The sequence below is a fragment of the Brucella sp. LJL56 genome, from assembly GCF_054871705.1.
On record NZ_JBTXLQ010000002.1, the window covers coordinates 1 to 14,905 of the forward strand.

Sequence of the window (14,905 nt, forward strand, 5' to 3'; positions counted from 1 at the left end):
TTTCGGCAAGCGCGATGGATTCCGGGATCGCGCCACCGATGACGACACCTGCGCCGTTGAGGATGACCGGGAACTTTGCTTCCGTCAGAAGCTTTGCAGCCTCGGCAATGGCGTCGCGTCCGCCGCTGGGGCGTTCCAGCCGCACGATCTGCGGCAGGTCGACATCGATCACCTGGGTCCAGAAATCACGCGGAACGTTGATCTGTGCCGGTGCGCAACCGCGCCATGCCTTCTCGATCACCCGGTTCAGCACTTCGGGAATGCGGGTCGCATCGCGCACTTCTTCCTGATAGCAGACCATCTCCTCGAACAGCGCCATCTGTTCCACTTCCTGGAAACCACCCTGCCCAATGGTCTTGTTGGCAGCCTGCGGCGTGACCAGCAGCATCGGCGTGTGGTTCCAGTAGGCCGTCTTGATGGCGGTCACGAAGCCGGTCACGCCCGGACCGTTCTGGGCAATCGCCATGCCCATCTTGCCGGTCACACGCGTATAGCCGTCGCAGATCAGCGCCGCATTCGTCTCATGCGCGCAATCCCAAAACGTAATGCCTGCCTTCGGAAACAGATCCGAAACCGGCATCATCGCCGAACCGATGATCCCGAATGCATGCTCTATCCCATGCATCTGCAGAACCTTAACAAACGCTTCTTCCGTCGTCATTTTCATGGCGAGTACCTTTCCTTGCAATTCAGAGAACTTCGTCTTTCAGCGCATACCAGCGATACATCGCGCGCTGGCCTATGCGCCTAAACGGCGTCAGCATGCCGTAGCTCGGCAGTTCGGAGGTGAAGATCGGCAGGTCCAGCCCCTGTCCTTGGCCTGTCATCAATTGGGCGACCCGGCGTCCGGCCTGAGCGGAATACATCACGCCGTTGCCGCCATAGCCCATGGCATAATAGATTTCCTGCGTCGGATCGGGACGATAGATGCGGGGCATCATGTCATGGCTGACATCGACCCATCCCCACCAGGAATAATCGATCTTTATGCCGGTCAGCGCCGGGAACTTCCGGTAAAGCCCCGAAAGCAACAGATCGTAATATTTCCGGTTTGGCGCATCGGCTCCCGTAATGGCGCTGCGGCTGCCAATCTGCATTCGTCCGTCCGGCAGAAAACGATAATAGTGGCGAAGCGTGCGCGTGTCAGTGAGCGGAATGCCGGTCTTGGGGCCGCAAGCTTCTATCTCATCCGGCGTCAGCGGTCGCGTCACGATGGAGTTCGACAGCACCGGCATCAGCCGATATCGCGTTAAGGGGTGAAGGCCGGGCGAGGTGTATCCCGCTGTCGCAAAACATACCTGTCGCGCCTTAACCGTACCGTTCGGCGTGTTGAGATGAAAGACATTGCCGTTCTTCCGGCAGCTAAGGACCGGACTTGCGGTATGCACCTTTGCGCCCAGCTTACGCGCAAGCCGAAGATAGCCAAAGGCGAGTTTCGCGGCGTGAATCCCAATGCCGTCCGGCTCGTACATAGCCCCGTGCGCCTCTTGATCGCGGATGAAGTCGCGGTGAATCTCGTCGCGACCAACCATGCGCGTCCGATAGCCGAACACGTCATTCAGCAGACGAGACTCCTTCTCCAGCGATGGAAGGACCTTGTCGCGATGGGCAATGTAAAGATGACCGCCATCCTGCGGATCACAATCTATTTCCGGTTCGGCGATGAGTGCGCGAAAGAGGTCGAAACCTTCGGCAATTTCCTTATGCAACTTCCGGGCGACATCGACGCCCCAACGCTCGATCCATTGCGAACGTTTGAGCCGCCCTGCTGAAATCTGCGCTTGGCCGCCATTGCGGGTGCTGCATCCCCATGCAACGCCATTCGCTTCCAGTACCATGGCCTTGACGCCGTGATCCCGAGCGAGGTGGATTGCTGCCGAGAGGCCCGTATAACCTGAACCGACGATGACGACATCGGCATCAACATCTCCACGAATAGGGCCATCATCCTCCGGCGCCGCTCCGGCAGTACCGATCCAGTATGTCGGTGCATAGTCGTGGCCTTGTCCGGGCGTCTTCGAAACCACCGGATCATAGGCGGGATCGAATGGCTGGGTGGCGGAGAAACTGTTGAGTGTGTGGGTATCCATATGTCGGTCCTCCAAATCACCGACGGACATTGTTGGGGCTTACGCCTTCAGCAAAGGCCGGTTCTTGCGGAATGCCTGTTTGCGGACGATCTTGCCGTCACGCTGTGTGAAAAGATCGCAGCCTTCGGCCTCGACGCGTGCGCCGTTGGTATCGGTTCCGCGAAAGGTCCACTCGGACACGGCACGGTCGCCACTCACGAAGTGTCTGTGTCCGTCCCATTTTACATCGGGCATGGCGGTCCAGACGCCGGAGAAAGCCTTGGCAATGGCATCCTTGCCTTCGAGGCGGGTGCCGTAAACTTCCTCGCCGCCAATGGTGTAGAACACGCAGTCATCGGCGAAGAAGGCCATGATTGCGTCGATGTCGTGCCGGTTGAAGGCGTCGAAAAGGTCGGAAAAATGTTTCTCTGTGAGTTGTCCGACGGACATTCGAATGCTCCTTGATACGTCTGATATCTGCCCTGATTTCGGGCAAAGCTTCCCTGTGGCGCGGCTGGATTGCCGCGCGATTGATATTGCGAACTGAATTGGGTCGGGGTGTTAGAGCGGTTGTTGTGCCATCAGACTTTGCCCTTCCACGGGATGAGGACCTTTTCCATATAACGGATCAGAAGGTCGAAGGCGAAAGCGAACACGCCGATGACGATGATGCCCATGATAACGGTGTCGCTGGCCAGAAACTGTGCCGCGTTGAGCACCATGAAGCCAAGGCCACGATGTGCCGCCACCATTTCTGCCGCCACAAGTGTTGTCCAACCCACACCAATTCCGATGCGCATGCCGGTGAAGATTTCCGGCATAGCTGCTTTCATGATGACTTGGGTTATCACCTGCGTCCGCGATGCTCCCATGGCATAGGCCGCGTGGATCTGTTCTGTGGACACGGAGCGAACGCCGGCTCTGGCCGCGATCGCCATTGGAGCGAAGATTGCCAGGAAAATAAGGAACACCTTCGGGAATTCACCGATACCAAGCCAGATGATGATCAATGGGAGATAGGCAAGGGGCGGCAGCGGTCGGTAAAACTCGATAATCGGGTCCAGTACGCCACGAACGACATTGCTCATGCCCATCATGATGCCGATAGGGATCGCCGTAATACAGGCAATTGCGAAGGCGCCTAATACACGTCCAAGGCTGGCGAGCGTATGTTCGGCCAGAGTGGAGTTTGCCACGCCATCTGTCATGGCGACCACGAACTTGCCATAGACTGCAAAGGGAGAGGGGAGAAACAGCGGCTTAACCCAACCCATTCCCGTCACGAGAAACCAGAGCCCCAACAAAATCAGTGCGGTAACAAGGCTGATGAGGCCACTATTACCGTCGCCGGGAGCGCCGTAGATCTTCCCCGGCTTGACTGGCCGCGCCCGAGTAAAAAACTCAAGCATGGACCAGTTCCGGGTTTCCTGATGCACGTTCATCGCCATAGATAATCCCCAGAATTGTCTCACGCATCTTGATGAAGTCGGGACTGGACTTGACGGCGCGCGCGTCACCGCATTCCAGAAAGCGTCGGTTGAAATCCAGATCATACGTATGGGTGATCCGCCCGGGACGTGGCGACATGACGATCAACCGCGAACCGAGAAACAAGGCCTCTTCGACGCTGTGAGTGATGAAGAAGAACATTTTGTTAGTCACTTGCCAGACCCGCAGAAGCAATTCCTGGATCGTTTCGCGAGTAAGGGCATCGAGCGCTGCCATGGGCTCATCCATGAGCAGCATAGCAGGGTCGCAGGTCAATGCGCGGGCAATGCCGACACGCTGCTGCATACCGCCGGAAAGCTGATAGATCTTGTGATTGTGAAAGTCCTGCAAACCTACCAGCGCAAGGTTCTTGGCAGCGCGTTGGCGCCGCTCAGCTTTCGGTACACCCTGAAGCTTGAGGCCGAATTCGGTGTTGTCGACGACATTCAGCCAGGGAAGAAGAGCGTGCTTCTGGAAGACGACACCTCTATCGGCGCCGGGGCCACGCACTTGCCTTCCGCCGAGCGTTATTTCCCCTGCTGACGGGATCATGAACCCCGCCATGAGGTTGAGAAGCGTGGTTTTTCCGCAGCCTGACGCACCGAGCGCCACCACGAAGTCCCCGCTGTCGATCCGCAGATTGACACCCTTTAGTGCAATCACGGCTTCTTCCACATAAAGACCAGGATAGGTCAGGCTGACATTCGATACGTTCAAGGTTTCCATGACGTCACCTTTCGGGAACGAAGGAGCGGTTCTGGTACAACCAGAATTCACAATAATACAGGAACCGTCTCGGTTCAGCGGCTTGCCCGAAAGCCAGCCGCTGGCGGAGGCGCTTGAATTACTTCACGTAATTACTTCGCTGCGGCTTCGGCGAAACTGCCGTTTACATTGCCGCTATAATCATCCAGAGCCTGATCCAACTGTTTCTGACTGACAAGGAATTTCGCGCTCTGGGTAACGGATTTAAGTGCTCCGCTGTCCTTGCCACCACCAAGCCATGTCGGCGAGGCCTGTTCTTCCGCTGTCGGGAAGGACAGCAGCGCGAGTGCGCCCGGTATGTCAGCGGCATTGCCGCCGATCAGCTTGACCATGCCTTTGACCTGTTCGGAATCTGCCGTCCATTGGCTGCCATTGGCTTTGTAATCGGCATAGGCGTCCTTCAGCACCGTCGTGAAGGCGGCCATGAATTCCGGATTTTCGCTGGCGAAGCTCTTGTCCACTACAAGTCCGTCGAAGGTCGGAACGCTTTTCGCACCGATTTCTTCGGAATTGGCAATTTCCTTGCCTGTCTTGAGGATCTCGGAAAGTGCTGGTGGCCAGACATAGGCCGCGTCGATATCGCCGCGCTGCCAGGCGGCAACGATTTGTGGCGGCGTCATGTTGAGGATTTCCGCGTCACGCGGATTGATCTTCCAGATGTCGTCCATGCCGACGAGAAGATGGAAGTGGGAGGTGGAAACGAACGGCACGCCGATCTTCTTGCCCTTGAGGTCTTCCGGCTTCTCAATGCCGGAACCCTCGCGCGCCACCAAGGCTTCTGATTTGCCGATATTATCGAGTATCCAGAAGAGTTGAAGGTCGACACCGCGTGTGGCGGCCGCTGCGATACCTGTCGAGCCGATCACACCAATGGGGACATTGCCCGAGGCGAGTGCGGTCGAGATATCGCCACCCGAAGCGAATTGGCGCCAGTCGATCTTGTAACCGGCTTTCTGGGCTGCCGCATCGAACTTTCCATCCGTGATCGCGGTCAGAAAGGGACCGACGATCTGCTGATAGCCGACCACAACCGTGGTTTCGGCATAGGCTGCAGTCGTTGAGAACGCTGCTACAGCCGAAAATAACACCACCCGTTTTATGCTATTGAAATAGTTCATGGAGTTCCCCTTCCATTTAAGAACCATGCCTGACTTGGTCACGACTGCTGGCGTTTTTCGCCAATCTTCAGTTCCAGTTACAAACGATAGCCATCTCATCCGTTTTGCCTTATATCCAGTTGGAATAGTCAATAAGTCCAGTTTGGCGATCGAGATGGCACTGCCCGCGAGCCGGGCATGCACACATCTTGCCACCAGAATTATTCCATGGAGAGACGCAGAAAGAAGAAATACTATTGCTAAGTGGAGCCCGAAGCGGAAAAACTGACGCTAACCTGGGTGTATTTGCAGATTTACTAATGGAGTTTAACATTGGACGCGGTTTCGCCGACGATTTTCTTTATAGATGGCGGGCGAAACACGGGCTTGCAGTCGCAAATCCGTGAAACAACCGTATCGGCCATTCTTTCTGGTGCTGTTTTACCGGGCGCACGCATGCCCTCGACACGGAAGCTGGCGGAATACCTGAAACTATCCCGGCTCACTGTGACGCTGGCCTATCAGGAGCTCGTATCTCAGGGTTATCTGGAGGTGCACTCGCGCAGTGCCTATCACGTGGCTGCAACACCTCCCATCAGCCGACCCGACAAAGACTTCTTGCAAACACCTGATACCGCGGTCGACTGGTCGTCGAAACTACGGCTTGGTTTCAACATTGCGAAAACCATTCGCAAGCCTTTGGACTGGCGACGGTATCGCTATCCCTTCCTCTATGGCCAGATGGACCAGACTTTGTTCGATCTCGCCGCATGGCGCGATTGCGCCCGGCGCGCGTTGGCTCGGGAAGACTTTATCCTCATGGCGGGCGATTTCGCTGCTGCTGACGATGTGGAACTCGTCAACTATATTCGTTCACGTACGTTGCCGAGCCGAGGGATACGCGCCGAGCCGGATGAAATATTGGTTACGGTTGGCGCACAGAATGCGCTTTGGATCGTCAGTCATCTGCTTCTGACAGGGCGTTCGCATGTCGTGTGCGAGAATCCGGGACATCCCGATATCAGCGCCACGCTCCATCTGACAGGAGCCCGCGTAACGGCGCTCGACGTTGATGAAGGCGGTTTACCGCCAGAACTGTTGCCAGATGGCATCGATGCGGTCTTCGTTACGCCAAGCCATCAGTCTCCGACAGCCGCCACCATGCCGCGCGCGCGACGTATCGCGCTCCTGGAAGCTGCCGCTGAACGTGATTTCGTGATCGTCGAGGATGATTACGAATTCGAGATGAGCTTTCTCCAGCCACCGACACCAGCGCTGAAATCGCTCGACCAGTATGGCCGCGTTCTCTATGTGGGCAGTTTTTCGAAGTCACTGTTTCCGGGGCTTCGGCTCGGTTATCTCGTTGCACCAGCGCCTGTCATCCGCGAGGCGAGGGCGCTGCGCGCACTCATGCTGCGCCACCCACCTGGCCATCTGCAGCGAACGGCAGCTTATTTTCTGGCGCTTGGCCATTACGACGCGGTCATTCACCGTATGCGGATTGAATATCACAAGCGTCACATCGTCATGGTTGAGGCTCTCGATCGAGAGGGATTGAAAATCGCTGGCAAGTCGGGTTTTGGCGGCACGGCATTCTGGATCGAAGGGCCGGAAGGTATGGACGCAGACAAACTTGCGCGCGATCTGCGCGAGGATGGGGTGTTGATCGAATCGGGATCGCCATTCTTCTGGGGCGACGACCGGCCATGCCGATATTTTCGCATCGCTTATTCATCCATTCCACTCAATCGCATCGCGGAAGGTATTGAACTTTTGGCCAGGCGAATGCGGCAAATCTCCTAATTTGGAACGGTCGGGTTCAGACTGCGTTCATGTGGATTACGATAACGGATTTGTGAAGTCGCCGGAATTTGTCCCAATTCGATGGATATTGATGACGGCTCTACGGCGTCATTGCCCCCAATTCTGCGGGTGAGATGCATATCAATTCTGCCTTCCAAAAGGAGAAGGATTTATGTCTATTCGTTCGAAGCTTCTTGCCACGGTTGCCGTGCCGGTTCTGTCGGCCTCCATTCTCGCGCAACCTGTAATGGCGGATACGTTGACGGCTCCAATTCTGCTGGCGCAGGAAAGTGGAGACCAGCCTTCCGACGAGCAGTTGCAGCAGCAACAGCGCGAGGCCGAAGAACAGCAAAAGGCAGCAGAAGAAGAAGCGCATCGAGCTGAAGAACAACAGCGTGCTGCCGAGGAAGAAAACCGCCGACAGGCTGAAGAGCAGCAGAAGGCTGCCGAGCGCGAAGCGCAGAAGCAGGCCGAAGAACAGGCAAAGCAGGCTGCCGAACAGAAAAAGGCTGAGGAAGAGGCGCAGCGCCAGAGCGAACAGCAGCAAAAGGCGGCTGAAGAAGAAGCCCAGCGTCGCGCCGAAGAACAGAAGAAGGTCGATGAAGAGACGGCTCGCAAGGCCAATGGACATCAGGAGCAGACCGCGCCAGCTAAGAATCCGGTGAAGGAGGCTCCCGAACAGGAACCAGAAACAAAGCCTGAGCAGCCCGCGACGGAAGAGCCGACCAAACAGGCCGAGCAGCCTGCCAAGGAGACTCCGGCGCAGGATGCGGAAAAGCCAGCCGGGCAACCGGCAGAGGTATCCCCGGTAACACCTCCGCAGAAAGGACCTGCGGAAGAATCCATTGTTGAGCATCCCGAAGAATCTCCACCGCGAGACCCTAAAGCTAAGGAAGAGCTGCAGAATGAGGCTCAGCCAATGCAGCCGGTTGAACAACCGCAATCAACCGAAGGCCAGCAAATGCCGGCGGTTGAGCCGGTACCGGAAGCAGCCCGGGAACCGGCGCCGGAAATTGTCGATCAGCGCTCGAACGACGAAAAGCAGGAGATTGCGAAAGACCCTGCCAAGACAGACGATACGGTCGTCTTGCCGGTCGATAATGGCGCTGCCATTCTAGATAGCGACAAGGATGCCGACAATTCCGGTGGCAGCCAGTCGCGGGAGGAACGCCGCAAGCAGCGCGAACAGCAGCGTTCATCTGAGGAAAACACACCTCCACCCGCGAACGATGCAGCGGCACAGATTGCGATTCCGGAGGAAGTGAAGGCTGCATTACCGCAGAAGATCGAGGCCAACCTCAAGGAAGAAGGCACCCGTATCAAGGATGCACCGGTTTTTGCCGTGCCGGAAACCACCAATATCATCAACAACACCGTGGTGAACAATACGGTCATCAACAATACGACGGTCAATAACGTGAGCAACAATGTCACGAACGTCAAAGTGATTGAGGAAGTGGATAATCGCGTCATTCTCGATGTGGGGGACCGTATTTTCGTGCGTGGCGATGATCGTCCGAGATTGCGCCGTGATGCGGAGGAAACCTATTACGATGAACTGCCACGGGGACGCACGCGTGAAACCATCGTTCGCCCGGGCGGAAATCAGATCGTCACGGTTTATGATCGTTATGGTGACATTCTTCAGCGTTCCCGTATCGACCGGGACGGCAATGAGTATCTGATGATCTATGCGCCGGAATATGACGACAATCCGCGCACTTCGATTATCGATGTGGGTTATGAACTGCCCCCGATGCGTCTGACCATTCCGGTGAGGGACTATATCATCGACGTCGCAGATGATCCGGATCGGGATTTCTATGACTTCCTTGCCATGCCGCCGGTGGAGCGTGTGGAGCGCGTCTATACGATTGACGAAGTCCGTCATTCTGCCCGTCTGCGTGACAAGGTGCGTCGTATCGATCTGGATACGATCCACTTCGCAACGGGAAGTGCCGAGGTTTCGATGTCGCAGGCCAAAACGTTGCGTAAGGTTGCAACAGCCATGCAGAAAGTTCTGGCGAAGGACCCAGGCGAAACATTCTTTATTGAAGGGCATACGGATGCTGTCGGTTCGGATCGCTCGAACCTGGTCCTGTCTGATAAACGTGCTGAATCCGTTGCAAGCCTTTTGACGGAAGTCTATGATATTCCGCCCGAAAACCTCGTCACACAGGGCTATGGCGAGCGTTTCCTCAAAATCCGCACGCAGGCAGCGGAGCAGGAAAACCGTCGCGTCACCATCCGTCGCGTGACCCCGCTTGTCCGTCCAGTTGCGCAGCGCTGATCAGAAAACACCCGGATGCGCTTCGCGCGTCCGGGTTCTTCACTTCGAACTGGTCTAGGATCAGGCGATCTTGGGCTCGATTGTCTTTACACTGTCGAACAACTGTTCGCTCATTGGGCGGGGTTTGACCGCTTCGATCTGCACCATGAGCTCCGCGATTTTTTCCGCATCGAAAACACCACATTCATAAATCTGGATGATCTCGCGGGCCATTTCATCTTTGTGAGGAGAGGTTGTCGGGCAGCGATTCATAGCTTCGCACGACTTCACATAAGCCGCTTGCAGCTCATCCAACTCAGTGGGTTTGAAACGCCCGAAGTAGTAATCTCTCGAAAATGGCATTCTATGCATTCCGCAGATGGCTGACGGTCAGATCATCCCATCCGAAAGCCTATAAATCCGTGCGATCCGCTACACTAAAAGATAGCCAATTGCAAAGCAATATAACTGAGAATTGTTTACTTTATGTAAAATAGTCAGTCAGCAGCAAATCCAGAAGAATTGCTTAGCTGTTTTTTACTAAAGTGTCTGCCGCAACACAGGCGGATGCTAGGCGCGGGCAAGTTCCAGCTTGGCTACGATTTCGGCGATCTCATCCGGGTCTTGTTCGCCGGATTCATATGTCCTTATGATTGCGCGGGCGAGCGCCTCTTTGCTTTCGTGTGTTGTCGGACACCGATCCAGCAATACACAGCAACGATTATAGGCAGCCTGAAGAAGCTGAAGGTCGTTTGGCGCGTATGTTCCCTGATATTTGTTGCCGCGAAATGGCATGGTTGCCTCCCCCGTTTGATTGATTGAACCCCTAATTCAGAGGGAAAGCAACAGATCGTTTTATGACAGCGATATCAAACGTATCACGACAGTGTTTTTGGTAATCCGGTTCTTTCAAGTGCAGATAGGGATAATCTCCGGTCCTCAGTTCGCCGGGTTTGAGAACCCGCTACAAGTTTGTTGAAAGCTGGTTGAAAGCTTGCCTGCGGTAACTATTCCGAACCGATTGAGGAATCGGCTGCATATCAGGAGGGGTCTGGCTTTGCCGGGCCAACAGGAGCTCTCGGAGGAGCATAGATGAAAATTTCTATCGATTCATGCCGTCATCTGTTTGGCGCGGCCGTCATTGGCGGCGCGATGATAGTTGGCGCAGGCGCGGCCCATGCCGAAAAGCTGACGGTAATCGTTGGCGGCATGGAAAAGCAGATTTATCTTCCCGCAGTGCTGACGGAAAAACTCGGCTACTTCAAGGATGAAGGCCTTGATGTCGAGTTGATCAACAGCCGTGCGGGTGTGGATGCGGAAAACGAACTGCTGGCCGGTGCCGCCCAGGCCGTTGTCGGGTTCTACGATCACACGATCGACCTGCAATCGAAGGGCAAGTTCATCCAGTCCATCGTCCAGTTCAGCCAGGCACCGGGTGAAGTAGAGCTGGTGTCCAGCAAATATGCCGACCAGATCAAGTCGCCTGCCGACTTCAAGGACCATACGCTTGGCGTCACAGGGCTCGGCTCTTCCACGGACTTTCTGACCCAGTATCTTGCCATGCGTAATGGCTTGAAGCAGGGCGACTATACACTGCTGCCGGTCGGCGCGGGCAATACATTCATTGCGGCCTTCAAGCAGGATGCCATTCAGGCGGGCATGACCACGGAACCGACGGTCGCCAATATGCTGAAGAGCGGCGATGCCAAGGTGCTGGTCGATATGCGCACGCCGGACAAGACCATCGAAGCGCTTGGCGGACCATACCCCGCTGCGTCGTTCTACGTTCAGAGCGCGTGGTTGGAGACGCACAAGGAAGACGCGCAGAAACTTGCCAACGCTCTGGTTAAAACCATGCGATACATCGCTTCGCACAGCGCCGAAGAAATCGCCGACCAGATGCCCAAGGACTATTACGTCGGCGACAAGGACCTTTATGTGAAAGGACTTGCCGAAGGCAAGGCGCAATACACGCCGGATGGCCGGATGCCGAAGGACGGCCCTGAAACTGTTCTCAAGGTTCTTGCAACCTTCAAGAAGCCGCTACAGGAAAAGCAGGTCGATCTTTCGAAAACCTTCACGACCGAGTTCGTGGACAAGGTCAACGCAACGCTCGACGCTGCGAAGTAAATAGCGCCCGACCGACGTTCGACCACGAACGTCGGTCCCGCTGCCTTCATACTCAACCGCATTGCAAGGCACGCGATATGGTTCGCGCGCGAGCGGTGCCGCATACCCGCGAGGAACCCATGCTGATGGAAGCCCCCAGAACCATTGCGCGTGAGAAAGCTGGCAATAGCGTGCCTGCAATCGCGCTCAACAATGTGACCCGCCGTTTCGTCACCCCTGACGGCAAGATGATGACCGCATTGCGCGACTTCACCATGAATGTTGCGCAGGGTGAATTTGCCTGTGTTGTCGGCCCAACCGGCTGCGGCAAGTCGACGACGCTTAATCTCGTAACCGGTCTCGCCAAGCCAAGTGCCGGTGAAGTTCGCCTGATGGGCAAACCCATTGAAGGTATCAGCCCCGATATCGGTTTCGCGTTTCAGGCAGACGCACTTTTTCCCTGGCTCAATGTCATCGATAATGTGAGTGCCGGTCCACGCTATCGCGGTATGGGCAAGGACGAGGCTTATGACAAGGCACGTAGCTGGATCGCACGCGTCGGCCTTGCCCGTTTTGAAAAGCATTATCCGCACCAGCTCTCGGGCGGTATGCGCAAGCGCGTGGCACTGGCGCAGACCTTCATCAATGAGCCGAAAATCCTGCTCATGGATGAACCTTTCAGCGCGCTTGATGTGCAAACGCGCACGCTGATGCAGGGTGAATTGCTCGATCTCTGGCAGCAGTCCGGCGCCTCTGTCATCTTCGTCACACACGACCTCGAAGAAGCCATTGCGCTTGCCGACAAGGTCTATGTGCTGACCGCCGGACCAGCCACTGTCAAGAGCGTCTATGACATCGACATCCCGCGTCCGCGCGTTATGGAAGACATCCGCTATGACAGCCAGTTTGTCGATATCGCCAAGGTGATCTGGGACGATTTGCGCGAGGAAGTGCAGATCGGCCAGAAGCGCGCGCTGGCTAACGGAAACTAATCGGAGAAAATGATATGACAACACAAGCTCTCTCCGCATCCGCAAACCTGCAATCGAATGCAAGTGCCGACGAACTTGCCCGCACCGAAGCGAAATTTCGCGCCGATATGCGCCGCCGCGGCGCGGTGGTTATCCTTGTACGTCTTGCCATTCTTGTTGCCGTTCTGGGCGGCTGGGAACTTGGTGCGCGCACCGGCCTGATCGATCCATTCTTCTTCGCAAGTCCATCCGGTATTGCCGACCAGATATGGATATGGATCACGGAAGGCACTTCGCAGGGGCCGCTTTCAGAACAGATCATCGTGACGCTGGAGGAAACCGCACTCGGCTTCCTGATCGGCGCAGTTGGCGGCGTCATTTGCGGCATCCTGCTGGGCCGCAACAAGTTCCTCGCTGATGTGTTCTCGATCTACATCAAGATTGCCAATTCCATCCCGCGTGTCGTGCTGGGCTCGATTTTCATCATCGCGCTTGGCCTCGGTATGGCATCCAAGGTGGCGCTGGCCGTCGTCATGGTGTTCTTCGTGGTGTTTGCCAATGCATTTCAGGGCGTGCGCGAAGCCGATCGTGCGTTGATCGCCAATGCGCAGATCCTGGGTGCATCACGTTCGCAGATCACGCGCACTGTCATCGTACCATCGGCGATGAGCTGGATTCTAGCGAGCCTTCACGTCAGCTTCGGCTTTGCGCTCGTTGGCGCGGTCGTCGGCGAGTTTCTCGGCGCAAAAAAGGGTGTCGGCCTGATGATTTCAACCGCTCAGGGCACGTTCAATGCCAACGGCGTCTTTGCTGCCATGGTCATTCTGGCGGTTCTGGCGCTCGTCGTGGAATACATCATCACACTGGTCGAAAACCATCTGGTGAAATGGCGTCCGCAGGCGCTTTCCGAACAGGGAAGCTGATAGTCGGAAAGGTCGAATGCGTCAGGCGGCGGGCAGGGTGACAGTCACCGTAAGCCCGCCGCCTTTCGTTTGGGAAAGCTCTACATGACCTCCCGCTGTGTCGGCAACTTCGCGCACGATGGCAAGGCCCAGTCCACTTCCTTCCGCAAGCGTGCCCGGAACACGATAGAAGCGTTCGAAAACGTGCTCATACTCGCTAGCCGGGATACCGGGGCCGTTGTCCTCGACCCGGATATTGATTTTTCGTCCATCTTGATCGACAGCAAGCGTTACCATGCCGCCTTCAGGCGTATAAGTGAGTGCATTATCAACCAGATTGACAATCATTTCTCGCAGCATGGTGCCGTCGCCAGAAATCATCGGCTTGGTCGCCTTAAGTTCGAACCCGAGATCAATCTTGCGGTCGAACGCCTTGCCCGCGAGGCTTTCCAGAATTTGTTGTCCCGCTTCCGCCAGATCAACCCGGTCGGCGCGGGGACGCCTGCTGCCCGGTTCGGCACGCGAAAGCGTGAGCAATTGCCCGGCAAGCCGTGAGAGCTGCATCGCTGTATTCTTGATTCCTGCCAGAACATCCTTGCGGTCGCTTTCACCGGTTGCCCGTTCAGCGAAACTGGCCTGCGTCGAAAGCGTCGCAAGCGGAGTACGCAACTGATGTGCTGCGTTCTGGATGAAACGGTGCTGCGCCGACATCTGCTTGCGCACGCGCTCCATATACTGGTTAAGCGCTGTGACGAGCGGTCTAAGTTCGGTCTGGACTGTCTGCGGATCAAATGGTTCCAGCTCGGATGTGCGATTGCGGACCTCGTTGCGGAGCCGGATCAGCGGGCGCAGCACAAAGCGCAAGCCCAATAGCGAAAGGGCACCGGCGGCAATGATAAGCAGCGATTGTTCCAGCACAGAGTTCAGCCATAGCTCCCGCTGCATGGCGGTATATCCTGCAAGCGTGACACCCACGACCACATCGACGGCTTGTGGCAGGTTGGGTGGTGCGGCAACAGGATGACGCACGACAACCAGTCGCAAAGGATGGTCGCGATAGGTGCCCTCATAATGGAGTGGGTCGTAATCCGCGATTTTGGCCGGTTTTGGCAGGTCGGGAAAGCCTGCCAGCAGGCGGCCATCCGACGTCTCGACACGATAATAGACCCGGTCGCCATTTCCGGTCGAAAACATCTCCAATGCGACCGGAGGGATGACGGCATCTATAGCATTATGCGAGGCGGCGGTTGCTTCGCCGATGGCGCGTGCTGATGCCGTCAACATGCGATCAGACACAATGCCGGCCATATTTTCCGACGCGCGCCACGCGGTCCACAGATTGATCCCGGCAACGACAATCAGCGGGATCACGATCCACGAAACGAGCTGCGCACGCAGGCTCTGGGAAAGGCGGTGGAACAGCCGTTTCATC

The 14,905-nt window shown here is 56.3% G+C and carries 14 protein-coding genes; 5 read left to right on the forward strand and 9 right to left on the reverse strand.

Annotation, left to right across the window (positions count from 1 at the left end):
* The 6 genes from ACYSN1_RS08640 to tauA form a co-directional block, all read right to left on the reverse strand.
* Positions 1-667, reverse strand: a 667-nt coding sequence (locus tag ACYSN1_RS08640; RefSeq protein WP_461725309.1) for a thiamine pyrophosphate-binding protein, incomplete at its 3' end; no start/stop codon positions are given.
* A 22-nt stretch (positions 668-689) separates the two neighbouring features.
* Positions 690-2,090, reverse strand: coding sequence for an NAD(P)/FAD-dependent oxidoreductase (locus ACYSN1_RS08645; protein WP_461725310.1), 1,401 nt, complete (start codon positions 2,088-2,090; stop codon positions 690-692).
* A gap of 39 nt (positions 2,091-2,129) precedes the next feature.
* Positions 2,130-2,519: a nuclear transport factor 2 family protein gene (locus ACYSN1_RS08650; RefSeq protein WP_461725311.1), complete on the reverse strand. Its 390-nt coding sequence runs from the start codon at positions 2,517-2,519 to the stop codon at positions 2,130-2,132.
* A 131-nt stretch (positions 2,520-2,650) separates the two neighbouring features.
* The gene (locus tag ACYSN1_RS08655) at positions 2,651-3,478 is read right to left on the reverse strand and encodes an ABC transporter permease subunit (RefSeq protein WP_461725312.1); all 828 of its coding nucleotides are present in this window, start codon (positions 3,476-3,478) and stop codon (positions 2,651-2,653) included.
* Entirely contained in the window at positions 3,471-4,283 is an 813-nt protein-coding gene (locus ACYSN1_RS08660) for a taurine ABC transporter ATP-binding protein (RefSeq protein ID WP_140019368.1), read from the reverse strand. Before ACYSN1_RS08660 ends, ACYSN1_RS08655 begins: the two co-directional genes overlap by 8 nt.
* 131 nt (positions 4,284-4,414) lie before the next feature.
* Positions 4,415-5,440: a taurine ABC transporter substrate-binding protein gene (tauA, locus tag ACYSN1_RS08665; RefSeq protein ID WP_461725313.1), complete on the reverse strand. Its 1,026-nt coding sequence runs from the start codon at positions 5,438-5,440 to the stop codon at positions 4,415-4,417.
* Between the two features lie 312 nt (positions 5,441-5,752).
* On the opposite strand from tauA, the gene pdxR reads away from it, so the two are divergent.
* Together pdxR and ACYSN1_RS08675 are read left to right on the forward strand one after the other, a co-directional pair.
* Positions 5,753-7,222, forward strand: a complete 1,470-nt coding sequence (gene pdxR, locus ACYSN1_RS08670) for a MocR-like pyridoxine biosynthesis transcription factor PdxR (RefSeq protein ID WP_461725314.1) — start codon at positions 5,753-5,755, stop codon at positions 7,220-7,222.
* A gap of 172 nt (positions 7,223-7,394) precedes the next feature.
* Positions 7,395-9,512, forward strand: a complete 2,118-nt coding sequence (locus tag ACYSN1_RS08675) for an OmpA family protein (RefSeq protein WP_461725315.1) — start codon at positions 7,395-7,397, stop codon at positions 9,510-9,512.
* A 60-nt stretch (positions 9,513-9,572) separates the two neighbouring features.
* Here ACYSN1_RS08675 and ACYSN1_RS08680 read toward each other — a convergent pair whose 3' ends face one another.
* Both ACYSN1_RS08680 and ACYSN1_RS08685 read right to left on the reverse strand, forming a co-directional pair.
* On the reverse strand, positions 9,573-9,854 hold the full coding sequence (locus ACYSN1_RS08680; protein WP_461725316.1) for a hypothetical protein: 282 nt from the start codon (positions 9,852-9,854) through the stop codon (positions 9,573-9,575).
* A gap of 207 nt (positions 9,855-10,061) precedes the next feature.
* Positions 10,062-10,286 (reverse strand): hypothetical protein, encoded by a 225-nt coding sequence (locus ACYSN1_RS08685; protein ID WP_461725317.1) that lies wholly within the window; start codon positions 10,284-10,286, stop codon positions 10,062-10,064.
* A gap of 309 nt (positions 10,287-10,595) precedes the next feature.
* On the opposite strand from ACYSN1_RS08685, the gene ACYSN1_RS08690 reads away from it, so the two are divergent.
* From ACYSN1_RS08690 to ACYSN1_RS08700, 3 genes are all read left to right on the forward strand, one after another.
* On the forward strand, positions 10,596-11,621 hold the full coding sequence (locus ACYSN1_RS08690; RefSeq protein WP_461725855.1) for an ABC transporter substrate-binding protein: 1,026 nt from the start codon (positions 10,596-10,598) through the stop codon (positions 11,619-11,621).
* Positions 11,622-11,740: 119 nt separating this feature from the next.
* Positions 11,741-12,592, forward strand: a complete 852-nt coding sequence (locus ACYSN1_RS08695; protein ID WP_461725856.1) for an ABC transporter ATP-binding protein — start codon at positions 11,741-11,743, stop codon at positions 12,590-12,592.
* A 14-nt stretch (positions 12,593-12,606) separates the two neighbouring features.
* Positions 12,607-13,494: an ABC transporter permease gene (locus ACYSN1_RS08700; RefSeq protein ID WP_461725318.1), complete on the forward strand. Its 888-nt coding sequence runs from the start codon at positions 12,607-12,609 to the stop codon at positions 13,492-13,494.
* Positions 13,495-13,515: 21 nt separating this feature from the next.
* On the opposite strand, the gene ACYSN1_RS08705 is transcribed toward ACYSN1_RS08700, so the two are convergent.
* A complete protein-coding gene (locus ACYSN1_RS08705; protein WP_461725319.1) occupies positions 13,516-14,904 on the reverse strand; it encodes a sensor histidine kinase in 1,389 nt (462 codons plus the stop codon).
* Position 14,905 lies beyond the last annotated feature (1 nt).

Coding starts and splice junctions, on each gene's coding strand:
- ACYSN1_RS08660 (WP_140019368.1), bottom strand. CDS start 4,283: ATGGAAACCTTGAACGTATCGAATGTCAGCCTGACCTATCCTGGTCTT.
- tauA (WP_461725313.1), bottom strand. CDS start 5,440: ATGAACTATTTCAATAGCATAAAACGGGTGGTGTTATTTTCGGCTGTA.
- ACYSN1_RS08685 (WP_461725317.1), bottom strand. CDS start 10,286: ATGCCATTTCGCGGCAACAAATATCAGGGAACATACGCGCCAAACGAC.
- ACYSN1_RS08655 (WP_461725312.1), bottom strand. CDS start 3,478: ATGCTTGAGTTTTTTACTCGGGCGCGGCCAGTCAAGCCGGGGAAGATC.
- ACYSN1_RS08695 (WP_461725856.1), top strand. CDS start 11,741: ATGCTGATGGAAGCCCCCAGAACCATTGCGCGTGAGAAAGCTGGCAAT.
- ACYSN1_RS08675 (WP_461725315.1), top strand. CDS start 7,395: ATGTCTATTCGTTCGAAGCTTCTTGCCACGGTTGCCGTGCCGGTTCTG.
- ACYSN1_RS08705 (WP_461725319.1), bottom strand. CDS start 14,904: ATGAAACGGCTGTTCCACCGCCTTTCCCAGAGCCTGCGTGCGCAGCTC.
- ACYSN1_RS08650 (WP_461725311.1), bottom strand. CDS start 2,519: ATGTCCGTCGGACAACTCACAGAGAAACATTTTTCCGACCTTTTCGAC.
- ACYSN1_RS08680 (WP_461725316.1), bottom strand. CDS start 9,854: ATGCCATTTTCGAGAGATTACTACTTCGGGCGTTTCAAACCCACTGAG.
- ACYSN1_RS08700 (WP_461725318.1), top strand. CDS start 12,607: ATGACAACACAAGCTCTCTCCGCATCCGCAAACCTGCAATCGAATGCA.
- ACYSN1_RS08645 (WP_461725310.1), bottom strand. CDS start 2,090: ATGGATACCCACACACTCAACAGTTTCTCCGCCACCCAGCCATTCGAT.